The organism is Paludisphaera soli (genome assembly GCF_011064595.1).
Lineage (GTDB): Bacteria > Planctomycetota > Planctomycetia > Isosphaerales > Isosphaeraceae > Paludisphaera > Paludisphaera soli.
Genome location: NZ_JAALJI010000004.1, coordinates 45,344 through 71,861 on the forward strand (window position 1 = coordinate 45,344; position 26,518 = coordinate 71,861).

At 71.6% G+C, this 26,518-nt stretch carries 20 protein-coding genes; 12 read left to right on the forward strand and 8 right to left on the reverse strand.

Features of this window, described 5'->3' with window-relative positions; genetic code table 11:
- The first annotated feature begins 29 nt into the window (after positions 1-29).
- Genes G6O68_RS06900 through G6O68_RS06910 form a run of 3 tightly spaced genes read left to right on the forward strand, consistent with a single transcriptional unit; the run spans position 30 to position 2,682 of the window.
- On the forward strand, positions 30-587 hold the full coding sequence (locus G6O68_RS06900; RefSeq protein ID WP_165246224.1) for a hypothetical protein: 558 nt from the start codon (positions 30-32) through the stop codon (positions 585-587).
- Positions 584-2,056, forward strand: coding sequence for a DUF1501 domain-containing protein (locus G6O68_RS06905; protein ID WP_165246226.1), 1,473 nt, complete (start codon positions 584-586; stop codon positions 2,054-2,056). Before G6O68_RS06900 ends, G6O68_RS06905 begins: the two co-directional genes overlap by 4 nt.
- A 38-nt stretch (positions 2,057-2,094) precedes the next feature.
- Positions 2,095-2,682, forward strand: coding sequence for a hypothetical protein (locus G6O68_RS06910; RefSeq protein WP_165246228.1), 588 nt, complete (start codon positions 2,095-2,097; stop codon positions 2,680-2,682).
- Positions 2,683-2,695: 13 nt separating this feature from the next.
- On the opposite strand, the gene G6O68_RS06915 is transcribed toward G6O68_RS06910, so the two are convergent.
- The 4 genes from G6O68_RS06915 to G6O68_RS06930 form a co-directional block, all read right to left on the reverse strand.
- Positions 2,696-3,922 (reverse strand): M14 family zinc carboxypeptidase, encoded by a 1,227-nt coding sequence (locus tag G6O68_RS06915; protein WP_165246230.1) that lies wholly within the window; start codon positions 3,920-3,922, stop codon positions 2,696-2,698.
- A 24-nt stretch (positions 3,923-3,946) separates the two neighbouring features.
- On the reverse strand, positions 3,947-4,486 hold the full coding sequence (locus G6O68_RS06920; protein ID WP_165246232.1) for a hypothetical protein: 540 nt from the start codon (positions 4,484-4,486) through the stop codon (positions 3,947-3,949).
- Positions 4,487-4,518: 32 nt separating this feature from the next.
- Entirely contained in the window at positions 4,519-5,262 is a 744-nt protein-coding gene (locus G6O68_RS06925; RefSeq protein WP_165246234.1) for a hypothetical protein, read from the reverse strand.
- Positions 5,263-5,691: 429 nt separating this feature from the next.
- Positions 5,692-6,213: a hypothetical protein gene (locus G6O68_RS06930; RefSeq protein ID WP_165246236.1), complete on the reverse strand. Its 522-nt coding sequence runs from the start codon at positions 6,211-6,213 to the stop codon at positions 5,692-5,694.
- 110 nt (positions 6,214-6,323) lie between these two features.
- Here G6O68_RS06930 and G6O68_RS06935 point away from each other — a divergent pair, with 110 nt between their 5' ends.
- From G6O68_RS06935 to G6O68_RS06945, 3 genes are all read left to right on the forward strand, one after another.
- The gene (locus G6O68_RS06935; protein ID WP_165246238.1) at positions 6,324-9,125 is read left to right on the forward strand and encodes a PSD1 and planctomycete cytochrome C domain-containing protein; all 2,802 of its coding nucleotides are present in this window, start codon (positions 6,324-6,326) and stop codon (positions 9,123-9,125) included.
- A gap of 628 nt (positions 9,126-9,753) precedes the next feature.
- On the forward strand, positions 9,754-11,739 hold the full coding sequence (locus tag G6O68_RS06940; RefSeq protein WP_165246240.1) for an alpha/beta hydrolase family protein: 1,986 nt from the start codon (positions 9,754-9,756) through the stop codon (positions 11,737-11,739).
- Between the two features lie 149 nt (positions 11,740-11,888).
- A complete protein-coding gene (locus tag G6O68_RS06945; RefSeq protein ID WP_165246242.1) occupies positions 11,889-13,553 on the forward strand; it encodes a SpoIIE family protein phosphatase in 1,665 nt (554 codons plus the stop codon).
- Positions 13,554-13,575: 22 nt separating this feature from the next.
- On the opposite strand, the gene G6O68_RS06950 is transcribed toward G6O68_RS06945, so the two are convergent.
- Positions 13,576-14,463 (reverse strand): NlpC/P60 family protein, encoded by an 888-nt coding sequence (locus tag G6O68_RS06950; protein WP_165246244.1) that lies wholly within the window; start codon positions 14,461-14,463, stop codon positions 13,576-13,578.
- Between the two features lie 374 nt (positions 14,464-14,837).
- Between G6O68_RS06950 and G6O68_RS06955 the strand changes: the two genes are divergently transcribed.
- From G6O68_RS06955 to G6O68_RS06980, 6 genes are all read left to right on the forward strand, one after another.
- A complete protein-coding gene (locus tag G6O68_RS06955; protein ID WP_165246246.1) occupies positions 14,838-15,125 on the forward strand; it encodes a hypothetical protein in 288 nt (95 codons plus the stop codon).
- A gap of 49 nt (positions 15,126-15,174) precedes the next feature.
- Complete coding sequence (tilS, locus tag G6O68_RS06960; protein ID WP_165246248.1) at positions 15,175-16,599, forward strand: tRNA lysidine(34) synthetase TilS; 1,425 nt, start codon at positions 15,175-15,177, stop codon at positions 16,597-16,599.
- A 288-nt stretch (positions 16,600-16,887) separates the two neighbouring features.
- The gene (locus tag G6O68_RS06965; protein ID WP_165246250.1) at positions 16,888-18,180 is read left to right on the forward strand and encodes an ArnT family glycosyltransferase; all 1,293 of its coding nucleotides are present in this window, start codon (positions 16,888-16,890) and stop codon (positions 18,178-18,180) included.
- A gap of 29 nt (positions 18,181-18,209) precedes the next feature.
- Positions 18,210-21,434, forward strand: a complete 3,225-nt coding sequence (locus G6O68_RS06970; RefSeq protein WP_165246252.1) for a DUF3971 domain-containing protein — start codon at positions 18,210-18,212, stop codon at positions 21,432-21,434.
- Positions 21,435-21,525: 91 nt separating this feature from the next.
- A complete protein-coding gene (locus tag G6O68_RS06975; RefSeq protein ID WP_165246254.1) occupies positions 21,526-22,614 on the forward strand; it encodes an HAF repeat-containing protein in 1,089 nt (362 codons plus the stop codon).
- Positions 22,615-22,711: 97 nt separating this feature from the next.
- Positions 22,712-23,665, forward strand: coding sequence for a class I SAM-dependent methyltransferase (locus G6O68_RS06980; RefSeq protein WP_165246256.1), 954 nt, complete (start codon positions 22,712-22,714; stop codon positions 23,663-23,665).
- Positions 23,666-23,673: 8 nt separating this feature from the next.
- Here the strand turns inward: G6O68_RS06980 and G6O68_RS06985 are convergent, their stop codons facing one another.
- From G6O68_RS06985 to G6O68_RS06995, 3 genes are read right to left on the reverse strand one after another with little or no spacing between them, the layout of a single operon-like run.
- Positions 23,674-24,018 (reverse strand): hypothetical protein, encoded by a 345-nt coding sequence (locus G6O68_RS06985; RefSeq protein ID WP_165246258.1) that lies wholly within the window; start codon positions 24,016-24,018, stop codon positions 23,674-23,676.
- Between the two features lie 22 nt (positions 24,019-24,040).
- Positions 24,041-24,964, reverse strand: a complete 924-nt coding sequence (locus G6O68_RS06990) for an SMP-30/gluconolactonase/LRE family protein (RefSeq protein WP_165246260.1) — start codon at positions 24,962-24,964, stop codon at positions 24,041-24,043.
- A 30-nt stretch (positions 24,965-24,994) separates the two neighbouring features.
- Positions 24,995-26,452 carry a DUF1501 domain-containing protein gene (locus G6O68_RS06995; RefSeq protein ID WP_165246262.1) on the reverse strand — a complete coding sequence of 486 codons (1,458 nt, stop codon included), beginning with the start codon at positions 26,450-26,452 and terminating at the stop codon, positions 24,995-24,997.
- Positions 26,453-26,518 lie beyond the last annotated feature (66 nt).

Below are 26,518 nucleotides of genomic sequence, written 5' to 3' on the forward strand. Positions count from 1 at the left end.
GGTCGGCACCGAGGAGTTCGTCGGGGGCGATGATGACCGAGACGGCCGAGAAAACAGCCGTACCGCCGAAGCCCGGCCCGAAGTCGTCCAACTGGAGGCGAGCCGTCCGGGTCGCGCTCGTCGGCCTCTCGCTCGTCGTCGCATGGACGTGGATCAAGTCGGGCGTCTACGGGGCTTATACGCGATCGTTCGTCGACCAGATGAATCAAATCGGGCGGACCTTGAAGCCCGGCCAAGTTGGGACGGTTCGCGTGCCAAGCTTTCTGGCCGACGAGATCATCCTGCTCGCTCCCTATAGCCCATGGGGGCCGGCGGGTGCGATGCAGAGCAACGAAGAATGCCTCCTTCTCTGGTTGAAGCACCGCCGCGTTGTGACGATTGTCACTTTCCCGACGTCGTCCCTCCGGTTCGTGATGGATGGGGACTCGAATCCACCGAAGTGGAGGATCGACCCACACGGCGAGATCCGCGTGGAGGTAGTTCACAACCCCAGCTCCAAGGGGTGGTCGGGCGCGACCCTGCGTCTTCCCGGCCCCAACAACCTGGGCCGCGTCATCGAGACATCACATGAGGTTGACAAGCCATGAACCGACGTGATTTCCTGTGGCGGAGCGGGGGGGGCCTCGGCGGGCTGGCGCTGGCGAGCTTGCTAGGGGTGGACGGGCTGCTGGCGGCGGACGCGGTCGGGGGCGGGTTGAAGCTCCGGCCGGACGGGGGGCTGCATCATGCGCCGAAGGCGAAGCGGGTGGTGCAGCTGTTCATGGCCGGCGGGGCGAGCCACGTCGACCTGTTCGACTTCAAGCCGGAGCTGATCAAGCGGCACGGGCAGCCGTCGAGCTTCGGCGAGAAGGTGGAGACGTTCCAGGACGGCCTCGGCCCCTGGCTGCGGCCGATCTGGGACTTCAAGCCCTACGGGCAGTCGGGCAAGATGCTGTCGGACGTCGTCGCGCCGCTGGGGGCGGTGGTGGACGACATCGCGTTCATCCACAACATGGTCGGCAAGACGGGCGTGCACAGCCAGGGGACGCTCTTGCAGACGACCGGCTTCAACCGGCCGGGGTTCCCGTCGATGGGGAGCTGGGTGTCTTACGGGCTCGGGCGGCTGAGCGACGACCTGCCGTCGTTCATCGTCCTCCCCGACCCGCGCGGGCTGGCCTCGAACGGGTCGAAGAACTGGGACGCGGCGTTCCTCCCCTCGCGGCACCAGGGGACCGTCGTGAACCCCGGCGCGAAGACGCCGATCGCCGACCTGTTCCCCGACGACCGCGTCGCCTTCGCCGGCCGCGCGGGGGACGACGCCGGCGTGGCCCTTTTGAACCGCCTCAACCGCGCCCACGCCGACGCCCGGCCCGGCGACGACCGCCTCGAAGGCCGGATCCAGGGCTACGAGCTGGCCGCCCGCATGCAGCTCGCCGCGCCCGAGGCGCTCGACATCTCCAGGGAATCGCCCGAGGTCCTGAAGCTCTACGGCCTGGATCACATCCCGGAGTCTTACCCTGCCAAGATCAACGCGGAGGAGGAGACGGCCGTCTTCGGCCGCCGCTGCCTGGTGGCGCGTCGGCTGCTGGAGCGGGGCGTCCGGTTCGTGCAGATCTGGAGCGGCAACGACAACGGCTTCCCGCGCCGGAACTGGGACTCGCACGAGAACGTCGAGCAGGACCACGGCCCGCTCGCCATCGGGATGGCGCGGGGGGCGTCGGCCCTGATCCAGGACCTCAAGCGGACGGGCCTGCTGGACGACACGATCGTCCTCTGGACCACCGAGTTCGGCCGGATGCCGTCGAGCCAGGGGGGGAAGGGCCGCGACCACAACCCCCACTGCTTCACGAGCTGGATGGCCGGCGGCGGCGTGCGGCCGGGCGTCTCGTACGGGCCCAGCGACGAGACCGGCTTCAAGCCCCTCGACCGCGAGCACCCGACCGAGGTCTACGACCTGCACGCGACGATCCTGCACCTGCTGGGGGTCGACCACACCCGGCTCACCGTCCGCAACAACGGCGTCGACCGCCGCCTGACCGACGTCCACGGGCACGTCATTCGCGACGTCCTGGCCTGATCCGCACGAATGAGACGCAGCAGCAAAGGGGCGAACCCGTGTCCAGGATCGACGACGAGCAGTTCCAGGCGTTCACGAGGACCACGCAGATCATCGTCGGCTCCCTGGCGGCCGGGGTGGTGATGTTCTGGGTGATCGTCACGGTCGTCCTCTCGGACGGGGGCGGTCCGAAGCCGGCGGCCGGCGGCGGGGCGGCGGGGCCGCCGATCCTCGGCCTGCCGCTCCTGACGGCGGTCTCGGTCCTCTTCGGCGCGGTCAGCGTCGTCGCGTCGATCCTCGTCCCGAAGCTCATCGTCGACGGCGCGATCGGGCAGATGGCGAAGGGGATCCGGCCCGACTCCACCACGTCGGCCCCGACGGGCGCGAAGCAGGTGGACCCCGAGAGCGAGGCGGACAAGCTCCTGCCCATCTATCAGACCCAGCTCATCATCGCATCGGCCCTGAACGAGGGGGGGGCGTTCCTCGCCGGCATCGCCTACATGATGGAAGGCCACGCCGCGGCGATCCTGGTCGCCGGCGTCCTCCTGGCCCTCCTGCTCAGCCGCTTCCCGACGGCCGAGCGCATCCAGGCCTGGATCGCGGCGCAGCTCGAACGCCTGGCCGCCAAACGCCGGGACGACTTCTGAGCGGGGCCGACCGTCAGGGCCGGACGGCCTCGAAGTAGGCGTCGAAGGCGCGCGCCAGCTGGCCGCCGTAACGCTCCCAGTGCGCGGCCGAGGGATGGTCGTCCAGCCCGGCGATCCAGTTGCAGTTCAGCTCGTGGACGGCTGCGTCGACGCCGTACCGCAGCAGCCAGCCCTCGCCGAGCGTCCCGGCGTTGCGGAACTCGGCCGTCGTGCTCCCTTCGGTGAACCAGGTGTGCTGGCGGAGCAGCGCTTCCAGCGTCTTCATCCGCGCCAGGTGGCGATCCAGGCCCTCGATCGGCGGCCGGCTCACGTGCAACTGGCCGTTGCCGTCGTTGTGCAATTCGAGCGCCAGGTGCGGCGGCGTCCCGCGCCGGATCATGGCCTCCAGCCAGGATTCCAGGGCGTGGTTCTCGGGCGCGAGCACCGGGTCGGCGGGGCCGCCCCAGTCCCGGTTCAGGTCCTTGCCGCGCACGTTGAACCGGGTGCGGCCTCGCGCGACGCCGTCCTTGTTGGCCATCGGCAGCACGTAGACGCAGTAGCGGTCGAGGTAGGTCTTCGCCTCGTCGTCCCCCGCGAGCAGGCGGGCGACCAGCCCCTGGACGACCCAGTTCCCGCCCGACTCCCAGGGGTGGGCCCGCGCCCGGAGGAAGACCCGATAAGGAGCGTCGGGACGGCCGACGCGGACGATTTCCAGCCCGCGCCCCTCGGCCGTCTTCCCGATGTTCTCGACCTCCACGAGCGGGCTCGCCGCGATCGACGCCAGCCAGCGGTCCAGGTCCGAGATCCGATAGGGCTCGACGCGCGCGACGTACAGCTCGGGCCCGGGCATCGTCACCGACAGGCGGACCCGGTCGCCGGGGAGCCGCTCCAGCGGGACCGGCCTCCACGCCTTGCCGTCGGTCGAGACGACCGCCGCCTTCAGCTCCTCCGCGATCGTGGCTCTGCGGCCGTTGTAGACATTCTCCAGGTTCCGGAACTCCAGGGTGAGCGAGGCGCCCGGTCGCGCGTGGATCCGGAAATGGAAGTGCCCCGCCGCGCGGTTCGGCGAGGTCCGCTCATGGTCGTAGACGAGGTTCACGAGGATCGCCCCGTCGGGCCCGAACTCGTACCAGAGCGGCGAGGCGTTCTCGAAGCTGGTGTCGATGAACTCGAACCCCGCCTCCTCGGGATGGGCCGCGCCCTCGAGCGTCGCGAGGATCGCCAGGAGTCCGAAGGTCCGCAAGGGGCTCGTGAATCGCATCCGGCCGTCTCCGGGTCTTCGGGCTCAGGTGGGGGTGCCGCCGTCGATCCACGGCCGGGCGGTCCAATCCGCCGGCGCCGAGGCGGCGGCCTTGGCCAGCCGGCGCGACAGGCCGCCGGAGAAGCTCCGGGACATCCGGCCGATGGCGGCGTCCGACGGGGCGCCGTCGGGGCCGACGTCGTCCAGGTCGCGCGAGTTCGGCTCCCAGGAGGCGGCCTGCTTCAGGGGGCGGGCGGTGAGCCAGCCGCGATGGACCGCGAGGATCAGCGAGTCGCCGATCCGAGCGGCGGGGACCTTCGCGAGCTTGAGCAGGTCGTTCATCAGGATCGCCACCAGGCCTTCCGCGACCGCGCGGTCCGGCTCGCCCGGCAGGCGGGCCAGCAACCTCGCGACGTCCGACGGATGATCGCCGCCGGCCAGGGCGATCTCGCAGAGCAGGGGGTGGGGGCGTTCGGCCGCCAGGATCCGCGCGTCGGCCCACGCGACGGCCGCGTCGACCCCGAGGAGGCCGACCTTGAGGGCGATCCGCAGGGCTTCCGATTCGTCGCGCAGGGTGGGCGTCATCCGGGCGATCGTACGGCGGCCGGGGGGCCTCCTCAAGGGGCGGCCCCGCCCTCGCGACGCGCCTGGTGCAACGCCAGTGCCAGCCCGGCGCGGGGGCTGAGGCCGCGGGGCGTGAAGCCCAGGGTGCGGCCCGCCTCGTCGCCGTACAGGCATTCCATGACCGTACGGGTCAGCGACTCGTCCAGGTGGGGTTCGAGGACGCTTCGGGTGTATTCGAGGTCGTCGGCGTCGAGCGTCGGGGCCTCGCAGCCGGCGTCGGCCAGCGCCCGGCCTTCCTGCGCCAGGAACTCGCGGAGCGTCTTCGCCTGGCCGTGGCGTTGGACGTGGGCCGCGCGGTGGATCGGCGTCAGGACGGCCTCGCGGACGGCGCGGGCCGAGGCGGGCTCGCTCGACCAGAGGACGCCCGCCAGCCAACCGCGACGGATCGCGGCGGGCGACCCGGCGGCCCAGGCGTGCTCGCACGCCCAGCGGTTCGTCCAGCCCCCGCCGACGTCGTCCGCGACCACCAGGCCGATCCGGTACTCGCCCGGCTCGTCCGCGAGGAGCGCGGCCGCCTCATTGACCGCCTCGGCCGCCAGGCGGTCGGCGTCGAGGCCGATCAGGGCGTCGATCAAGGCCGGGACGTGGTCGCGCGCCATTGGGTTCAGGGCGACCAGCGGGGCCGCCTCCGGGTCGTCCCGCATCATGCGGACGTAGGGACCGAAGCGGGCCGGTCCGCGCGGGATGCGGTACAGCTCGCGCTGGGCGGCCAGGAGAGGGATGAATTCCAGGTTCATGGTGGGCCCTGGCAGGGAACGTATCATGGCTTACGCATGTCTTCCCTTCCCCCCCGGCCGGGGAAGGTGGCCGAAGGCCGGATGAGGGGGATCATCAAGGCGGATGTCGCGAGGAAGCTCCGGAGTGCCGGCCCGCTTGCTTGATCCTCCGGATGCCTCTCGTGCTGGTCCTCCCCTCATCCGGCCCTCCGGGCTACCTTCCCCGGCCGGGGGAGAAGGATTTGTTTGCGGTCTTCCCCCCTCGCGGGGGAAGACAGACCGCGCAGCGGTCAGATGAGGGGGGGACGCTCGCGAAGAGCTTCGGAGTTCGAGGCCTCGCCCGCACGGCCGACGGCCCCGGGGAAGACTCGCCGGGACTCCACCGGCCATCTTGCTCGTCCCCCCCATCCGGCCCTTCGGGCCACCTTCCCCCGCCAGGGGGGAAGGACGTCAGGATGTCGCCCCGGAAGGCCCCCGACGGTGGGGTCGAAGGTCGATCGACCATCGGGCCGGCGTCGAGGCGGTCGCGGCATCGAGGGCGCTCCTCAGGTTGGCCGCCACCTCTTCTACGGTGATCCCGAGGTCGTCCGCGTCCGCGAGTTCGTGGCGGGCGCACCAGGCGACCTCGCAAAGATGGCCGTCCGGGAGACGACCTTCGTGGGCCATCCGATTGAGGATCCACGCCACCTCGGCGGTCGGCGCCGGTTCTCGCCGCATGCGATCGGCGAGGATCGTCAGCACCAGGCCATCGACGGCACCCCGGTCCGGCTCGCCCGGGAACTCGTGGAGCAGGTCCATGACGGCCCTCGGGGTGCGTCCGCTGGCGAGGGAGACGTCGCAGAGCCGCTCGTGGGGTACGTCTTCCCGGAGGATCCAGGCGTCGGCCCAGGCGACGGCGTCGCGGACGTCGCAGAGGCCGAATTCCAGGGCCTCGGCCAGCGCCTCGGCCTCGTCGCGTAATCGCGCCATCATGGACGCCCCCAGCCGATGCTCGCGAGGTCGACCCGGTATAACCGGCGAGCCTCAGCCGTTATGATGTTGGAGAACGGTTGAATGGGCCACCCGGTTCCTTCAGGAGCGTCATGATGCGGACATGGATCGCAGCCGCAGGGTTGCTCTGGGCGACTTCGGCGGCGGCCGAGGACGCCGCCTCGGCCAACGCCAAGGCCGAGGCCATCCTGGCGAACTCCTGCGTGCGATGCCACGGGGCGGACTCCCGGAAGGGGGGGCTGGACCTGAGCCGGCTCGCCTCGTCCCTGGAGGGGGGCGAGAGCGGCCCGGCGATCGAGCCCGGGAAGCCGGAAGAGAGCCTGCTCATCGAGAAGGTCGAGGGGGGCGAGATGCCTCCCAAGACCCCGCTCAAGCCCGAGGAGGTCGCGATCCTCCGCGCCTGGGTCGCCTCAGGCGCCGCCTACTCCCGCGAGCCGCTCGCGCCGCCGAGGGCCGGGGCCGACTGGTGGTCGCTCCGGCCGATCGCCGCGGTCGAGCCGCCGAAGCTGGACGCCGCGTCCGAGGCCCAGGTTCGCACGCCGGTCGACTCGTTCATCCTGGCGAAGCTCCAGGAAGCCGGCCTGACGCCGGCCCCCGAGGCCGACCGCGCGGCCCTGATCCGGCGCGTCTCGTTCGACCTGGTCGGCCTGCCGCCGACGCCCGAGGAGGTCGCGGCGTTCGTCGCCGACCCCGACCCGCTGGCCTACGAGAAGCTCGTCGACCGCCTGCTCGCCAGCCCGCAGTACGGCGAGCGCTGGGGGCGTCACTGGCTGGACGTCGTCCGGTTCGGCGAGAGCGAGGGGTACGAGACGAACATGCCCCGGCCCAACGCCTGGCCGTACCGCGACTACGTGATCCGGTCGTTCAACCGCGACACTCCGTTCCCCCGCTTCGTCGCCGAGCAGCTCGCGGCCGACGCCCTCCCCCCCGAGCCGGGCGACGACTGGCTCACCCAGGCGGCCACCGGCTTCCTGGTGGGGGGCACCCACGACATCGTCGGCAACCTGGCGATCGAGGGGATGAAGCAGCAGCGGGCGGACGACCTGGACGACATCATCACGGCGACCTCCACCGCGTTCCTCGGCCTGACGGTCAATTGCGCCCGCTGCCACGACCACAAGTTCGACCCGATCCTCCAGAAGGACTACTACGGGATGCAGGCCGTCTTCGCGGGGGTCAACCACGCGTCGCGGCAGGTCGAGGCGTCCGACGTCGAGGACCGCCGGGCCCGCGCGGCCGAGGTCCGCGAGGAGGTCGCCAAGGTCGACCTGGAGCTGGACGCCCTGGAGCCGCTCGCCCGCCTCGACGCCGACGCGCCCGCCCGGCCGATGGTCGACCCTCGGCGCAACGTCGAGCGGTTCGCGCCGGTGAAGGCCCGGATGGTCCGCATGACGATCCTGGCGACCGCCGACCCGGCCGAGCCCTGCCTGGACGAGCTGGAGGTCTATTCCGCCGGCGACTCGCCCCGGAACGTCGCGCTGGCGACGGCGGGGGGGGAGGCCTCGGCGTCGTCCGAGTACCCGGGCGCGGCGATCCACAAAATCGCCCACCTGAACGACGGCCTCCACGGCAACGGCCACAGCTGGATCTCGCAGTCGACCGGCCGGGGCTTGGCGACGGTCGCCTGGCCCGAGCCGGTGCTGATCGACCGCGTCGTCTGGGGCCGCGACCGCGAGGGGGCCTACAAGGACCGCCTGCCGGCCCATTACATCATCGAGGCCGCCGAGGCGCCCGGCACCTGGCGCGTCGTCGCCTCGTCGCTCGACCGCGCGGCCTACCAGCCGGGCTCCGCCGAGACGCCGGCCCCCGCGCCGGCCGACCCCGAGGCCGCGGCGCGTCGCGAAGCGCTCCGCAAGCGGCGGGCCGAGCTGGCCGCCGAGCTGGCGACGCTGGGCGACACCATCGCCGTCTACGCCGGCATGTTCACCCAGCCGGGACCCACGCACCTCCTGCGACGGGGCGACCCGATGCAGCCGGGCGACGAGGTCTCGCCGTCGGCGATCGCCGCTGTGAAGCCCGCGATCGGCTGGGACGCCTCCCCCGGCGCGCCCGAGTCGGAGCGTCGGCTGGCCCTGGCGCGCTGGATCGGCGACGCGGCCAACCCGCTGCCGGCCCGGGTGATGGTCAACCGGCTCTGGCACTACCACTTCGGCCGGGGGATCGTCGCCACGCCCAGCGACTTCGGGTTCAACGGCGCGCCGCCGTCGCACCCGGAGCTGCTCGACTGGCTCGCCTCGCGCTACATCGCCGAAGGCTGGAAGCTGAAGCCGATCCACCGGCTGATGGTCCTCTCCGCCGCCTACCGCCGGTCGTCCCGGATCGACCCGGCGGCCCGCGAGGTCGACGCCCAGAACCGCCTGCTCTGGCGCATGACCCCCCGCCGCCTGGAGGCCGAGGCCGTGCGCGACGCCGTGCTCGCCGCCAGCGGCCAGCTCGACCCCCGGATGGGGGGCCCCGGCTACAACATCTGGGAGAAGAACTCCAACTACGTCGCCATCTACAAGCCCCGCGCCGAGCTGGGCCCGGACGCCTTCCGGCGGATGGTCTACCAGTTCAAACCGAGGAGCCAGCAGGACCCGACCTTCGGCTCGTTCGACTGCCCCGACGCCGCGCTCGTCGCCCCGCGCCGGAACACGTCCACCACCGCGCTCCAGGCGCTCGACCTGCTCAACAGCGGCTTCGTCGTCCAGCAGTCCGAGGCCTTCGCCCGTCGGATCGCCGCCGAGGCCGGGCCCGACCCGGAGAAGCAGGTCGAGCGCGGCTTCGCCCTCGCCCTGGCCCGGCAACCCACCGCCGCCGAGCGCGCCGCCGGCGCCGCCCTCATCCGCTCCCACGGCACCCCCTCTTTCTGCCGGGCGCTTTATAATGCGAATGAATTCGTTTACGCTCCGTGAACGAAAGCTTTCGGGCGGGCGGCGAAATTGGCTTCGTTTGGCTTCGTTCGCGCCCCTCCGGAGGCCGAGAACGGTCGGCGCAAATTGTTGGCTTTGAGGAATTTGGGTTTGGATTCGGGAGCCCGAAAATTGGGTTCGTTCGGCGCGTTTCGCAACACTCCCCGCACACCGCCGCCAAATCGCAAGGGAAAGCCTTCGGGTGCCATGGGTTCCCCGAACCCGTGGCCCGGCCGGGGATCTCGGCGACGGCTCCGGTGCGGCCCGACGCCGATCCACGGGTTCGGGGAACCCGTGGCACCCGAACTCGGGCCTCTCAAGCATCCCGCTCCGGTGGCGTCGAGTGAGGGGAGCCCGTTTCGCCCTTCTTTCGCGTGCCCGTCCGCTGCGTCGGCGAGGCTCCGGCCCGCAGCCTTGGAGAAACCGTGGCGCCCCGGAGCTTCGCCTGGACATAGGGGGGGACGGGCGTCGAGCCTGGATTCGCCTCACTTCGGATCGCCTCGCTTCGACCGCGCCAGGACCTTTGTCGAACGCCCCCCGCGCGGAGCATCCCTTAGGTAGAGGATGCATCGGGACGCCGGGACGCGCACCGGCCGCCGCGAATTCGCCACCCTCTTGGGAGTCCTGCGACATGCATCGAGCCGCGCCGTTCCTCGTCCTGCTGGCGATCGCGACGTCCGCCCTCACCTCGGCGCAAGAGCCGACGGTCTCCGTGCCGGACACGATCCGGGCCGAAGGGGTGCCGGCGATCCCCCGGTCGATCGCCTCGGCGCTCAACCGGTATCAGAACATCCGAGGGGCGGGCTTCCAGGGGTGGGACCGCGACAAGCCCCGGGCCCTCTACATCACGACCCGGTTCGCCGATACGATGCAGGTCCACCACGTCCCGGCCCCGGGCGCGGCGCGTCGGCAGCTCACGTTCTCGCCCGAGCGGGTGCTCGGCGTCTCGCCCCGGCCGCGGAGCGACCAGTTCCTGTTCGTCATGGACGAGGGGGGCGCGGAGAACTACCAGCTCTTCCTCCAGAACCGCGCCGGGGGCGAGCCCGTCCGGCTGACCGACGGCAAGAGCCGGCACGAATCGGCGAAGTGGTCCCCCACCGGCGAGCTGCTGGCCTGGAGTTCCAACGCCCGCAACGGCAAGGACATGGACCTGTACATCGCCTCGCCGGCCGACCCCTCGTTCCGCAGGCTGCTGAAGGAAGTGTCGGGCCAGTGGCTCGTGAGCGACTGGTCGCCCGACGGCAAGACGCTGGCGGTCGAGGAGTACATCTCGATCACCGAGTCCTACGTCCACCTCGTCGAGGTCGCGACCGGCGCGGTGCGGACGATCACCCCGAAGCCGGCCGAGGGCGAGCCCAGGGTCGCCGTCTCCGGGCCGAAGTGGTCGAAGGACGGCAAGTCGATCTTCTACACGTCCGACAAGGAGAGCGAGTTCCGCCGCCTCGCCCGCCACGACCTGGCGACGGGCAAGGAGACGTGGTTCACCTCGGACGTTCCCTGGGACGTCGAGGAATTCGACCTGTCCGACGACGGCCTGGTCGTCGCCGCCTTGACGAACGAGGACGGCCTGAGCGTCTTGCACGCCTTCCAGGCGGCGACCGGGACGCGCGGTTACGCCCCGCAACGGTTCCTCGGCCGGGCTTCGGGCCTGGAGTTCCGGCCGGGTTCGCATGAGCTGGGGTACACCCTGGATTCCGCCCAGGCTTCCTCGGACGTCTTCTCATTCGATCTGGATCCCTCGAAGGAGACCGGCCGCGTCGGCAAGCTGGAGCGCTGGACCGAGAGCGAGGTCGGCGGCCTGGACGCCTCGACGTTCGTCACGCCCGAGCTGGTCCGCTACCCGACGTTCGACGGCAAGGAGATCCCGGCGTTCGTCTACCGCCCCGCCGCGAAGTCCGACAAGCCACGGCCGGTCCTGATCCAGATCCACGGCGGGCCCGAGGCCCAGTTCCGCCCCGGCTTCATGGGCCGGCTGAACTACCTGATCAACGAGCTGGGGATCGTCCTGATCGAGCCCAACGTGCGGGGGTCGGACGGCTACGGCAAGTCGTACCTGAAGCTCGACGACGGCTTCCTGCGGGAAGACTCGGTGAAGGACATCGGGGCGCTGCTGGACTGGATCGCCGCGCAGCCCGACCTGGACAAGTCGCGCGTGGCCGTCTCGGGCGGGTCGTACGGCGGGTTCATGTCGCTGGCGGTGCAGACGAACTACAACGACCGGATCAGGTGCGGGATCGACGTGGTGGGCATCTCGAACTTCGTGACCTTCCTGGAGAACACCCAGGGTTACCGCCGCGACCTCCGCCGGGCGGAGTACGGCGACGAGCGCGACCCGAAGATGCGGGAGTTCCTGGAGAAGGTCTCGCCGCTGAACCACGCCGAGAAGATCAAGACGCCGATCCTGGTCGTCCAGGGGGCCAACGACCCCCGCGTGCCGCTCTCGGAATCCGAACAGCTCGTCGCCAAGGTGAAGGAGAACGGCGTCCCGGTCTGGTACGTCGTGGGGAAGAACGAGGGCCACGGCTTCGCCAAGAAGCCGAATCAGGACTACCAGCAGGCCGTGGACGTGACCTTTTTGAAGACGTTCCTGCTGGGCGAAGGCGGGCCGGCGCGCTGAGCCGGGGCCGGGATCGGCGCGCTGATCCGGAAAGTCACGGATCATTCGGCATGACGTTTGTAGTATAATTCTGAACGAAGATCAGCCGCGGCGGCGCGAGCGACGCCGGCGCGGGGGGGCGGGTTCGTCGCGTGTCGGGGGCCGTGTCCATGTTTTTCGGGGAGAGCGTCGGCGCCACGCTGGAGATGGTGCGCCAGGGCCGGACGGAGCGGGTGATCGAGCTGCGGGGCAACGACCTGCACATCGGCCGGCATCCGCTGGTCGGCGTGCCGATCGACCACCCCAAGGTGTCGCTCTACCACGCGCGGATCGAGCGGCGGTTCGACGGCTCGTACCGCGTGGTCGACCTGATGAGCAAGAACGCGACGCACGTGGACGGCGTCCGGCTGCGGCCGTTCGAGCCGACCGAGGTGCGCGAAGGGTCGCGGATCCGGATCGTCGACTACGAGTTCATCTTCCACGAGCCCGCGGCGCGGGTGGGGGGGCCGAACGAGGTCGCCCGGTCGACCGTGCTGGGGGCGGTGGACGACCTCAGCTCGTCGGGCCTGGTCCAGCGCGCGGCCGACCCGGCCGAGGCGCTCCGGGGGGTGATCGAGGTGGTCCGCGCGCTGGGGGGGGCGTCCGAGCTGGACGAGCGGCTGGCCCGCGCCGTGGACGGCCTGATGACGATCCTGCCGAGGGCCGAGCGGGGCTTCGTGGCGACCGCCGAGCCCGACGGCTCGCTGCCGCTGCGGGCCTGCCGCACCGCCAGGGGGCCCGCCGGGCCCCCGGTGCTGAGCCGGACGCTGGTGGAGGAGGTCCTCCGCAAGGGCCGCGCCGTGCTGATCAAGGACGTCTACGTCGACGAGCGGTTCAAGGACCACGAGAGCCTGTCGGCGGCCATCCGCACGGCGGTCTGCGCCCCCCTGCTGGGGCGCGACGGCCGGGCCGTCGGCATGGTGCAACTCGACGGTGCCTCGCCCCGGGAACGGTTCCGAGAGGAGGACCTGGAGCTGCTGGCCGCCCTGGCCGTGCCGATCGCCGCGGCCGTCGAGAACGATCGGCTCCAGCGCGAGCGGGCCTCCTGGGCCGCCGCCGCCGAGATCCAGCGCGCCCTGCTCCCCCGCTCCCGGCCCGCGGTCCCGGGCTACACCTTCTGGGAGTTCTACCGCACCGCGGAGGACGTGGGGGGCGACCTCTACGACTACATCGCCGTCGAGGACCCGGACGCCCCCGACGCGGCCCCCGCGCGCTGGTGCGTCACCCTGGGCGACGTGGCCGGGCACGGGATGTCGGCGGCGATCATCATGGCCGGCGTCTGCCCGGAGGTCCGCCTGCTCGCCCGCGCCGGCTTCCCCCCGGCCGAGGTCCTGGCGGACGTCAACCGGCACTACTACGACTCGGGGATCGTCAACCGTTTCGTCACGATGGTCCTGGCCGAGGTCGACCCGGCGGCGCATCGGGTCTCGATCGCCGTCGCCGGCCACCCGGCCCCGCTCGCCCGTCGAGCCGGCGGCCGCGTGGAGGTCCTGGAATGCCCCGGCGCCGGCCCGCCGATCGGCGTCGATCGCGAGGCCGACTACCGGGCCGCCGACTTCGACCTGGCCCCCGGCGAGATCGTCGTCGCCTACTCCGACGGCGTGGTCGACGCCCTCGACGCGGAGGGCGCGGCGTTCGGGCTCGACCGGCTCAAGGACCTCCTCGCCCGCACCGACGGCGGCCCCGACCATGTGGGGGAGGCGATCCTCGCCGCGCTGGGCGAGCACATGAAAGACCGGCCGCCGCTGGACGACCTCTCCCTCGTCTGCTTCGGCCGCGGCTCCGAGGCCGCCTGACCCGTCGGACGACGCCGTCGACTCAAGCCTCTCCCAGGCCCCCGAAGGCCCGATGCGCGTGGCTGGCGCATCGGGCGTACCAGGACTTCTCGCGGAACGGCCGGAGTCGCACGCCGCAGGGGATCGGCCGCCCCTCGTCGTCCGTCACGCCGCCGCCGTGGCTGTCGAGGATCAAGGGCGTCCCGGACGCCGACCGCCCGATCGGCCCGACCCACAGGACGACGTGGGTGATCGCGCCGCCGGGCTTCCCCCGGATGAACAGCAGGTCGCCGGTCCGCAGGGCGTCGACCTTCCCCGCGTAGCCCTCGGGCAGCTCGATGCGCCCCAGGCGGTGCGTCCGCCCCTCGCGGCCGAACTCGGCCTCCGTCTGCTCGGCCTGGCGCTCGACGGCGGTGCTCACCCGGACGCCGAACGCCTGGTTGTAGACGAAGCCGGTGAAGTTGCTGCAGTCGAACCCCTTGCCGTTGCCGCCCGCGCAGGTCTCCTTCCAGGGCCATCCGGCGGGGGGCTCCCAGTCGGGGATGTGGTGGTGCTGGTAGCCGTAGCCGACGAACCGGAGCGCCGCGGCGATCGTCCGCTCGCGACGCCACTCCGCCGACCTCCCCTCGGCGGCCTCGGCCGGCGGATAGGCGCGGGGGGGCGGCCCCCAGGCGCCGAACCGGCGGCGGACGTGCTCCGAGTACCACTCCCGATGCGGGACCGACGCCTGCATCCTCGGATCCCCGCGCTCGGTCGTCAGCAGGTCGCCGATCAGCTCGTCGACGGGGTGGCGGAATTCCACGGCGTAGCCGGAACCGGCGGGGCCCGGGTCGTCCGCGCCGAGGGCGAGGGCCCGGGTCGGGGCGATCGCGGCGGACAGGGCGGCGGCCAGCAGCGACCGCCGGGGGATCGAGACGTCTCGAGGGTTCATCGGGTCGGCGACTCCGGGTCGAGAAGGCGGGGAGGTCGGCTTTCTCCGAGTCTAGAGCGCCGTCCCCCGCCGCGCCGTGCTTCGTCGAGAAGACGCGGAGGTCGTCGCGTCCTCTTCTCGCCGGCCGGAAGGATCTCGCTCGTCCGGCCCCGCAGGCCGCTTTCTCCCGTCCGGGTAGAAACGGGGAGGTCGTCGGCCTGAGGCGGGGCGGGGCGTCCATCCTGGTTGGACCGTCCTTCCTCCCGACGCACGAGGATCGGCCCGCAAAGCCCGCAAGGTCGGGCCCCGGGAATCGACGCGGCGGGCTGGCGTGGAAAGGGTAAGGGTGTATACTTCCCAGTGGTCATCCGCCCACCTGATCCGGGGAGCCCGCCATGCGTTGGAAACTCGAACTGATCTACGACGACGGCCGTCGCGAGCATCCGCTGGCGGACCTGCCGGGGGAGTGGTTCGCGCAGAACTGGCTCTCGGTCGTCGGCATCATCGGCCGTCGCGGCGCGTTCCCCCGCATCCGGCTGATCTCCGAGGACTCGCAGGTCCTGGTCCCCGTCCTGTCCGAGACCGATCTCGGCCAGGTGGAGTGGTGGCGCGTGCTGGGCTCGCCCGTCGTGCGGCCCGACCTGCTCTCGGCGCTCCGTTACTGCCAGTCGCAGAAGGACTGAGCCCGCCTCGCCATCCCGCCCGCCTCGGCATCCTGGTATCCTCCTCGGGATGCGACACGATCCCTCCGCCCCGCCCGACTGGCTGGCCTGCGTCCGGCGACGCCTTTCCCGCTGGATCGGACCCGGCGTCGACCCGCCGACCTGGGTGGTCGCCGTCTCGGGCGGGAGCGACAGCGTGGGCCTTCTTTGCCTTCTCCGTCGATTGGGCGAAGAATTTCGCCTGGATCTCACCGTGGCCCACATGGACCACGGCGCGCGTGGGGAAGCCTCGCTCGAGGACGCCCGTTTCGTCGCCGACTTGGCCGCATCGCTCGGGCTGCCGTTCGATCTCGGGACCTGGGCGCCGACCCGCGAGGCCCACTTCGAAGCCGACGCCCGCGTCGCGCGGTACGCCTGGCTGGCGGAGGTCGCGCGCGATCGGGGGGCGTCGGCCGTCGCGGTCGGCCACACCCGCGACGACCAGGCCGAGACGATCCTGCATCGGATCATGCGAGGCACCGGCCTGCGAGGGCTCGCCGGCATCCCCGCGCGGCGCGCCCTCGCGCCGGGAGTGGCGCTCGTCCGGCCGTTGCTGGGCGTCTCGCGGCGGCAGATCCGCGAGGAGCTGGGGCGGATCGGCCAGGCGTACCGCGAGGATGCGACGAACCGGGACCTGACCCGCACCCGCGCGCGGATCCGCCACGACCTGATCCCCCGGCTCGCAGCCGACTACAACCCGAAGGTCGTCGACGCGATCGTGCAGCTGGGGGGGCTCGCGGCGGAGAGTCGGAAGGCGATCGACGCCCTGGCCCTTGCGCTCACGCCCACGATCCTCCGCGTCGCCGAATTCGACGTGATCGCGATCGACCGGCGGGAGCTTGCGAGTGCGCCCCCGCTCCTAGCCGCCGAGGTCCTCCGTCGCGCCTGGCGTGCGAACGACTGGCCCGAGCGGGACATGACCTCTCATCGCTGGCTCCGCCTGGTCGACGACCTGGCGCGGGGCGAGGGGGAGCCCGACGTCGGCGCGGGGGTCGTTCTGCGGTTCGACGGCGACCGCGCCTTCCTGGAACGCCCCGCCCCCCCGCTCGCCCCGCCCGTCATCCCCGTCGATCCGGTCGTCCTGGAGGCGCCGGGTTCGGTCGAGGTCGCCTGGGCCGAGGCCCGGTTCGAGGCCGAGGAGGTCGACGCCGAGGACGCGGCCGATTGGGACGAGGTCGTCGACGGCGACCGCTTGGCGTTCCCCCTGATCGTCCGCACGCCGAAGCCGGGCGACCGCTTCGCCCCCCTGGGGCTGGGGGGCCGTCGCCAGCGGCTGGTCGACTTCCTGCGACACCGCCGCGTGCCCGCCGACCTCCGCCGGGCCGCGCCGGTCGTCCTGGACCGCGAGGGGATCGCCTGGGTCGTCGGCCATCGGATCGCGGATCGCGTGCGGACGACCGAGGAGACCACGCGGCGGCTGGGGCTCCGTTGGCGGGTCGTCGACGGCGGGGCGTAGGCCGGCCTCGCGAGATTTCGAGCGAAGCCACGCGAGGGAAGAACGGACGGGGTGGTCCGGGCGGCCCGCCCGGACGTCGGAAATCCCCCGCCTTCGGCGTCCGGGCGGGCCGCCCGGACCACGAGGAGCTGGAACGCCGTGCCACCCCAGATCTCCGAGGACGAGGGTGCCAGCCTCGGTCCCGTCTGAAGTTGACGGTCCCGGCGGTTTGGCATACCATCCGCGCGACTTCGGCCGGTCCCGCCGGGGGATGGAGTCCGTCCACGTCCCGAGAGAGGATCACCGATCATGGCGCGAACGCCGGGGAGGATCGCGAGGTTCGGCCTGCCGCCGATCCCGGCCCTGGCGATCGCGGTCGAGGTCGGGCTGCTGCTGCGGGTCCTCGCGGCGGACGTGCTGGAATGGCGGGTGCGTCGGGGGGGCGGCGATCGGGTCTGCCTGCTGCCGGACGCGGAGTACTACTGGAAGCTCGCCGAGACGATCCGCGACGGCGAACTGTTCCAGATCGTCGAGTGGGGCGACATCCCCCACTTCGCCCTCCGCACGCCGGGCTATCCCCTGTTCCTGGCCGCGTGCCGCTGGCTCCTGGGAGACCGGCCGCTCGGCGCGCGGCTCGTCCAGGCCGGGCTCGGGGCGCTCTCCGTCTGGCTGGTCTTCCGGCTGGCGCGGGCCGCGACGGGCGAGGCCGATCGCCGCGCGGCGCCGGTCGCCTCGGCGTTGACGGCGATACATCCGTATTTCGTGATCATGTCGGTCCTCCTACTGTCCGAGGCGTTGTTCGTCCCGCTCCTGCTGGCTTTCCTTTGGGCGATGGCCGTCCTCTGGGACCGCGACGCGACCCGGGCGATGCTCGCGCCGGCGATGGGGGCGGGGGTCGCGGCGGGGGCCTCGGTGCTGGTGCGGCCGTCGTGCCTGCTCTACTTCCCGGCGGCGACGGCGGCCTGGCTGGCGTGCCGCGCCGTCTCGAAGCGGCCGATGCGGCCGGCGGCGGTCGCGGCGCTGGTCGTCGCGATCGGTTTCGCGGGCGTGATGGCGCCCTGGTGGGTCCGCAACGCGAGGATCTACGGCGCGTTCGTGCCGACGGCCCTCTGGATGGGGGCCAGCCTCTACGACGGCCTGAACCCGAACGCGACCGGGGCGAGCGACATGCGGTTCCTGAACGAGCCCGACGTCTGGCCGAACAGCGAGCAGGACCAGGACGAGTTGTTGAGGCGGCGGGCCTTCGCGTTCGCCCGCGAGAATCCGGGGCGGGCGCTGGAGCTGGCCGTGGTGAAGCTCGGCCGCTACTGGAGCCCCTGGCCCAACGCCGAGGGGGTGCGGTCGCCCTGGCTCACGATAGCCTCGGGCCTGGTGATGACGCCGCTGCTGGGGCTGACGGCGTTCGGCCTCTGGACGCTGCGCCGGGACCCCCGAGCCTGGATCCTGCTGGCGGGGCCGATCCTCTATTTCGCCGTGATCCATGCGGCGTTCGCCAGCTCGATGCGCTATCGGACCCCGGGCGAGGTCCCGGCGATGGGCCTGGCGGCGGTGGGGCTGCTGCGGGCGGCCGACGGGATTCCGGGGCGTCGGAAGCCGGCCTGATCGAAGTTCGAGGTCGAGGGGGGGATGGCATGAGGTTCGGACGTCGCCTGGCGAAGATCCTGATCTGGGGGACGGTCGTCGGCCTGGGGCTGGCGGCGGCGTCGGTCTGGTTCGCGTACGCCTTCGTCACCGACAGCGACACCGTGACCCGGCTGATCCGCGCCGAGCTGCGGCGGTTCTTCCCCCGCGCCGAGTTCGAGTTCGGCAACGTGGAGTTCCGACCCCTGCGCGGCAAGGCGACGCTCAAGCAGATCACGGCGATCCAGCAGGTGGACGGCCGCCCGTTCACGTCCGCGACCCTCCCCTGGCTGGAGGTCCGGTTCAACACCTGGAAGATGATCCAGGGCGAACAGTCTCCGAGCGAGGTGGTCGTCACCCGCCCCACGCTCCGGCTCCTGCGCAAGAAGGACGGCGGCTGGAACCTGCTGGACCTTCCGGCGCGACCCTGGCCCAAGGCGGCCATCGAGAACCCGCCCCCCATCGAGATCCTCAACGGCACCGTCGAGATGATGGTCGACCGCCAGGGCGAGCGGGGCGCGGCCGCCGGCGAGGGCCAGGTGGCCGCGGCGATCCTCCGCGACGTCGCGCTGCACATCGAGCCGATCGAGGGGGGCCGCCTGCAATTCAAGGGCTCGGCGCGGGGCGACCTGTTCAACCGCGTGGACCTGCACGGGACGGTCGACCCCGCCACGGGCGAGGTCGAGCTGGCCGGCAACCTGGTCGACCTGGCGATCTCGGACACGCTCCGCCGCCGCCTGCCGGCCGAGTCCGTCGCCGGCTACGACGCGTTGGCCCTCAGCGGCGGCGACGTCGACGTGGACCTCAAGAAGCTGACGTTCCGGCCCGCCCTGCCGCCCGAGTCCCGACTCTCGTACGAGGTCGAGGCCCAGCTCCTGCGCGGGGTCTGCGGGTGCCCCCAGCTCCCGTTCCCGATCAACGACCTGTCGGCCCGCATCGGGCTGAGCGACGGCGTCCTGACGATCCTCCACGCCGAGGGCTTCAACGGCGCGACCCGCGTGCGGGCCTCGGGCGCCATGACCATGACCGGGCCCCCCCACGAGGCCCCGATGGACCTCCGCCTGGAGGCCTTCGACCTGGACTTGGACCAGCGCCTCGAGGAACGCACGCCCCCGCAGTTCGCCGAGCTGTGGGACGTCTTCAAGCCCCGGGGGCGGGTGAACGTCCAGGCCCACGTCGAGCGCGCGGTCGCCGGGGGGCCGGTCGCGGTCGAGGCCTCGGCCGACCTGCAGGGAGTCTCGGCGCTCTACCGGCACTTCAAGTACCCGCTGAACAACCTCAAGGGGACCCTGGCGATGGAAGGGCGTCGGCTCACGGTCGACCTCGCCGGCCCGATCGGGGACAAGCCGGCGCGGCTGCACGGGACGGTCGACGACCCCGGCCCCGACGCGCGGGTGAACCTGACGGTCGAGGCCGAGTCGCTGCCGATCGACGCCGCGTTCCTCGCCGCCCTGCCGGCCGACGCCCGCCGCACGGTCAACCGCTTCAAGCCGGGCGGCTCGGTCGAGGCCGAGGCCCGGATCTTCCGCGAGCCGATGGTCGGCCCCCCGCAGCTGACCACCGAGGGCCTCCTGGCCTTCGAGAAGGGGCGCGTGACCATCGACTCGAAACTCGCATTGGACCCCCGCTCTTGCCACCTGACCTGGGAGGAACTCCCCTACACCGTGCGGAACCTCTCGGGCGAGTTGGAGCTGCACAACGACCTCTGGATCTTCAAGAACCTCAGGGGCCGCAACGGCCAGGCCGTGCTCACCGGGTCGGGCCGGGTCGAGAAGCTCCCCGGCCCGGACCTCCCCAACGGCGAGCCCCCGCTGAAGATCGGCATGACCCTGCACGCCGAGAACCTGCCGTTCAGCGAGGAGCTGCGGCAGGCCCTGCCGAAGGCCTGGGAAAAGTCCTGGAAGTTCATCAACCCCGACGGGGCCAGCGACGTCCGCGCCGTGATCGCCGTGGAGACCGGCAAGCCGGACCAGACCCGGGTGACGATCGTGCCCAGGCCCGGGTCGAGCGTCCGCCTGGTGGTCCCGCGCTCGCCCGGCCCGGACGTCGTGCCCGGCTCGACGATCGAGTTGAGGATGGAGGACGCGCTCGGGAACTTCGAGTTCGTCAACGGCAAGGTCGACATGAGCGACGTCAAGTTCACGTTCCACAACGCGCCGGTGGACTTCCCGAAGGGGAGCGTGGTCGTCGAGGACAGCGGCCGCTTCGACCTGGCCGTCGAGGGCCTCTCGGTCCGCGGCCTGCGGTTCGACGCCAGCCTTCGGAAGCTCATGCCCACGCTGATGGCCCAGTTCGCCATGCGGCTGGACGACGGCAAGCCGTTCACCGCCCACGGCGACATCCAGATCGGCTGGAGCGGCGAGCCTGACGTCCCGGCCTGGTGCAAGTGGGCGAACACCCAGGTCATCCTCGTCGACAACAAGCTCAAGACGAGCGTGCCGCTGGAGCACGTCAACGGCGCCTTCAAGAACGTCTGGGGCGAGTCCAACGGGCAGTACCTCCGGGTTAAGGGAGTCCTGGACATCCACAGCGCCAGCGTCCTCGGTCTGCAGGTCACGCAGGTCCAGGCTCCCCTGACGCTGGGGAACGGCGAGGCCCGGCTGGAGAGCCTCCGCGGCAAGTTCCTGGGGGGCGAGATCTACGGCGAGGGGGCGATCACGCTCGACCAGACCCCGCGCTATAGCGGCTCGCTGCAGATCTCGGCGGCCAACCTCCAGGACTACGCGATGAGCCTGCTCGGCCGGCAGTCGTTCAAGGGCCTGGTCAACGCCAAGGTGGCGTTCAACGGCCTGGGGACGGACCTGCGCAGCCTCCAGGGGACGGGCGAGGGCCACGTCGTCGACGGCGACCTCGGCGAGCTCCCCTTCGTGCTCAAGTTCGCCAAGGCCGTCAACCCCCTCTCCGTCCGGGCGTCGGGGCGGGACGGCAAGTCGATGTTCGACGCGGCCGACATCGAGTTCCGGATCGTCAACGGCACCACCCATTTCGACCTGATCCGGCTCACCGGCAGCCCCATCAGCCTGGAAGGGGACGGCACCCGCGACCCGTTCGACAACATCGACCTGCGGCTGCAGGTCCTCTACGGCCGCAACCGATTCGACGTCCCCGTCCTCAGCCCGATGATCCGCGAGGCCAGCGGCCAGCTGGTCAACGTCCGCATCCGGGGCACGCTCTCGCAACCGCGCGCCGACGTGAAGGTCGGCCCCCAGTTCCAGCCCGCCGGCGACCGCCGCTGACGACCGCCGGCGCCCCCCGCCGCGATTCCGGCGTGCGTCCTTCCCCCCGGCGGTGCGCGCGGGGTATCCTCGGATGCGGGAGGAACACCGCATGCGACCGAGCCGACGCCGATCCGCCTTCGCCCTGTCGTTCGCCGCCGCCTGGGCCCTCGCGGGGGCTCCCCGCGCCGAGGAGCCGCCGCCGGCGAAGCCGCACCCGCTCATCGCCCCGATGAAGGAGGGGCTGAACATCACCGGGATCAACTCCCGGGGCGACGTCGTCGGCTTCCACTGGGAGCCGGAGAACGGCAACCCGGACATCCTGTACGAGGCCCCGTTCCTCGCCCAGGGCGAGAAGATCACCCGCCTGCCGCTGCTGAAGACGTACACCGCCACCTTCCCCGTCGCCGTCAGCGACGACGGCGTGGTCGTCGGCCGGTCGAGCAAGCCCGCGCCCCCCAACACCTACGTCTACCTGCGGAACCAGGCGTTCGTCTGGACCGCCGACAAGGGGATGCTCGGGCTCGGCGCCCCCGAAGGCGACGGCGCCTCGTTCGCCACCGGGATCAGCCGCGACGGCCGCCGCATCAGCGGGATCAGCGTCGGCGACTACCGGCTCCGCGGCGTCCTCTGGGAGCGCGACGGCGACGCCTGGAAGGCCGTCCTCGTCCCCGAGGCCGACCAGCTCGGCTCGAACGTCCTGGCCATCAGCCCGGACGGCAAGCGCCTGGCCGCCATCCAGAAGGGGGAGACCTCGCTCTGGACCGAGACCGGCCCCGGCGCCTGGAAGCGCGAGTCCCTCCCCAACCAGCCCGGCGCCCTCATCCCCCGAGCGGTGAACGACGCGGGGACGGTCGCCGGCTTCCGCAACGAACCGGACGGCGCCCTCACCGCCCTGATCTGGTCGCCCGAAGCCGGCGTGCTCAAGCTCCCGATCCCCGCGGGCTTCGAGCACGGCCAGGCCACAGGCGTCAACAACGCCGGAGCCGTCGTCGGCCAGGTCGACGGCCCCCACGGCCGACTCCCCGGCCCCCGAGCCTTCGTCTACGAGGACGGCAAGCTCCGCCTCCTCGACGAGCACGGCCCCAACCTCGTCTGGGCCACCGTCATCAACGACGCCGGCCAGATCTCCGGCGTCCTCGAAGAACCCGAGATCCCGGCGGAGCAGCCCGCCGCCGACGAGCCCGCTAAGCAGCCCTGAGAGCGACCGGTCGAAGACCCCCCCGCGAGCGGCGGCGGAGCCGCCCTCGGCCTCCGTCCGGTCCTGAGCGAGTCCCCGCGACGAGTCCGCGAGAACGATGACCGAGGCCGCCTTGAATCCCGACCTGATCGCCCTGCTGCGCTCGCCCAAGACGAAGACTCCGCTGCACATCGACGGTTCAGAGCTGGCCTCGGCCGACGGCTCCGAGCGGTTCCCGGTCGTGAACGGCGTGCCCCGGCTGGCGGGCGAGACCTACGTCGGCAGCTTCGGCCGCCAGTGGAACCGCTACGACGTGGCGCGGGCCGAGGAGGACGAGGCGACCTTCGAGGCCAAGACGGGCGTCCCCCCCCGCGAGCTGGCGGGCAAGCGGGTCCTCGACGCCGGCTGCGGCGGCGGACGGTACGCGAAGCTCCTGGGCGAGCACGGCGCCGAGGTGCTCGGCGTCGACCTCAGCAGCGCCGTGGACAAGGCCGCGGCGCTTTCGGCCGGCCTGCCCAACGTCCAGATCGTCCAGGCCGACCTGCTGGACCTGCCGGTCGCCGAGGGGGCGTTCGACCTGGTCTTCTCGATCGGCGTGCTGCACCACTCGCCCGACCCGCGCCGAGCGTTCGCCGAGATCGCCCGCCGCGTGAAACCGGGAGGGCGGCTGGCGGTCTGGCTCTATCGCAAGAACACGCCGCCGCAGGAGTGGCTCAACTCGGGCGTCCGCGCCCTGACCACCCGCCTGCCGGCCCGCGTGCTGGAGCCCCTGTGCGTTGGCCTGGGGGCGGTCGGCAGCGTACCGGTCCTGAACCGGACCTTGAACAAGCTCGTCAACTTCTCCGCCCACCCGGACTGGACGCTCCGCGTCTGCGACAACTTCGACTGGTGGGCGCCGACGTATCAGTCGCACCATTCCCTCGCCGAACTCCGCTCCTGGTTCGCCGAGGAGGGCTTCGAGGACCTCGTCGACCTCCGCCCCATGAAGTCCGGCCGCCTCTACGAATGGACCTATGACCGCAACCTCATCATCGGCTCCGGCGTGAACGTCGCGGGGCGGAAGCGGGGATGATCGACGCCTCACGCCGGCACGACGTCGGCGAGTTGCCCGAGCCAGGCGAGGACGGGGATCGAGGTCAGGATGACGAGGATTTGCAGGAGCAGCATCGAGCCGCCGGAATAATTCATCAGGCCCAGACGCGTGGCGAGCCAGGCGGAGACGGCGAACGAGATGAAGACGGGCGCGAGGATGAGCAGCGCGAAATAGGCCAATGGGTTGCGGGGCACGGGGATCGGCCCAGCTTCTCCGCCTCGGGGGCCGGCGAGGGCTATCGGCAAGCCGATCGCAAGCGTCGTCAGGGCCGAGGTCGTCGCGACGACGGACCAGCGGGCGGCTCGCGCCAGCGTTGGCTTCAGCGTGGTCATACAGGTCCCCGGCGGTCCGCGGTCACCGCCGCGTGACGCGATACCCCGTCATGGTGGTGGGGATGCGGTAGAGGCTCTTGCCGGCGAGGATGTAGAGGATCTGTCCGTCGTCGCCGCCGAACTCGACGTTGGCGGCGGCTTCGGGGGTGGGGATCAGGGCGAGGCGCTTGCCCTCCGGGGAGAAGACGACGGCGCCCTTCGCCGTGGCGGCGACGATCCGGCCGTCGACGGCGATCGTCATGCCGTCGATCCCGGCGTCGGGGCCGAATTCCTGGAGGACGCGGGGGTTGGAGGCGTCCCCCTTCGCGTCGAGGTCGACGGCGAGGAGCGCGCGGCGCTGGCCGCCGTTATCGGCGATGTACAGGGTCTTGCCGTCGGGGCTGACGACCAGGCCGTTGGGCTTCGTCGCCGTCGTCTCCAGCCTGGTCACGCGGCCGTCGGGGTCGATGCGGAAGACGCCCTCGAAGTCCAGCTCGCGGGACTCGTCGCCGACGTAGCGTGGGTCCGAGAAGTAGACCCGCCCCTTCGCATCGATGGTCACGTCGTTGGGGCTGTTGAACCGCTTGCCCTCGAAGCGGTCGGCCAGGGTCCGGCATTCGCCGTCCAGGTCGGTGATCGAGATCCGCCGCCCGCCGCCGGTGTTGGCGCCCTCGGCGACGATCAGCCGTCCCTGGCCGTCGAAGATCATGCCGTTCGCCCGGCCGCTCGGCTCGCGGAAGACCTTCGTCTCGCCCGTGCTGGGGTTGAACCGCATGATCCTGTCGCCGATGTCGGAGAACAGGATCGAGCCGTCGGCGGCCGTCGCCCCCCCCTCCGTGAACGTCCCCAGGTCCCAGAGCTTCTCGACCCGCTCCAGCGGCTCGACCACCTCGTCCGGGTCGTCGCCGTGACGGACGCCCCCGAAGGCCGATAGCAACGCGAGCAGCAAGGCGGCGGACGCGGACATGGCGGGCTCCGGGAGAGGAGTCGGTTCGGGTCAGGTCAGGATGTCGCGGATGACGTGTCCGTGGACGTCGGTCAGCCGGCGCTGGGCGCCGTTGTTGTAGTACGTCAGGCGCTCGTGGTCGAGGCCCAGCAGGTGGAGGATGGTGGCGTGGAAGTCGTGCACGTCGACCACGTTCTCGACGGCCTGGTAGCCGAACGGGTCGGTCGCCCCGTAGCTGAACCCGCGCTTCACCCCCGCGCCGGCGAGCCAGGCGGTGAAGCCCTTGGGGTTGTGGTCGCGGCCCTGCGTCCCCTTCTGGAACGTGGGCATCCGTCCGAACTCGGTGGACCAGACGACCAGGGTGTCGTCCAGCATCCCGCGCTCCTTCAAATCGATGAGCAGCGCGGCGGCGGGCTTGTCGAGGATCGGCCCGTGGCGGTCGTAGTCCGACTTGATCCGCCGGTGGCCGTCCCAGTTGAGCGCGCCTTCGCCCATCGCGAAGGCCCCGTTGAACAGGGTGACGAACCGCACCCCGCGCTCCAAAAGCCGGCGCGCCAGCAGGCAGTTGCGGCCGAAGCCGGCGAGGATCGGGTCGGCGTCGTCCAGGCCGTAGAGCGAGCGCACGGCCGGGCTCTCGCGCGAGAGGTCGCCGACCTCCGGCGCGCTGAGCTGCATCCGCGCCGCCAGCTCATAAGCGGCGATCCGCGCCGACAGCTCGTCGTCGCCGGGGTTGCGCGCCAGGTGCTCGTCGTTGAGGACGCGAATCAGGTCGCGGGTGGCGCGGTCGTCGTCGGGGTTGATGCGGTCCGGCCGGGCCAGGTGGCGGATCGGCTTGTCGGCGTTGAACGAGGTCCCCTGGTAGACGGCCGGCAGGAAGCCGTTGGTCCAGTTGGCCGGCCCCTGCTGCGGGTCGCCGCGGGGGTCGGGGATGGCGACGTAGGCCGGCAGGTCCTGGTCGTCGGTCCCCAGCGCGTAGCTGACCCAGGCGCCCATGCTGGGGAAGCCTTCGAGCGTGAACCCGGTCGACATGAACATCTCGCCGGGGCCGTGCGTGTTCGTCTTCGAGGTCAGCGAGTGGAGGAAGCACATGTCGTCGACCCGTTCCGCCAGGTGCGGCAGCAGGTCGGACGCGTACTTGCCCGACTCGCCCCGGGGCTTGAACTCCCAGGGGCTCCTCGCCAGGGCGCCGTTCTCGCCCTGGAAGGTCAGCAGCTTGTCGGCGCCGGGCATGGGCTCGCCGTGGTGCTTGATCAGCTCGGGCTTGTAGTCCCAGGTGTCCAGGTGGCTGACGGCCCCGGTGCAGTAGATGTGCACGACGCGCTTGGCCTTGGCGGGGAAGTGGGGCGGCTTCGCGGCGAGCGGGCCGGCCTTGGCGTCGGCCGCCAGCAGCCCCTTCTCCGCCAGGATCGCGCCCAGCGCGATCCCCCCCACGCCCGTCGCCATGTGCGACAGGAACCCCCGACGGTCGAGCAAGTGTCGGCCCAGCGGTGCGTCGTGTGTGTGGCTCATGACCGTCATCTTGACGGACCGTCGGGCCGTCCGCCAGAGCATCGTCGACCCGCGCCCCGAATCCCC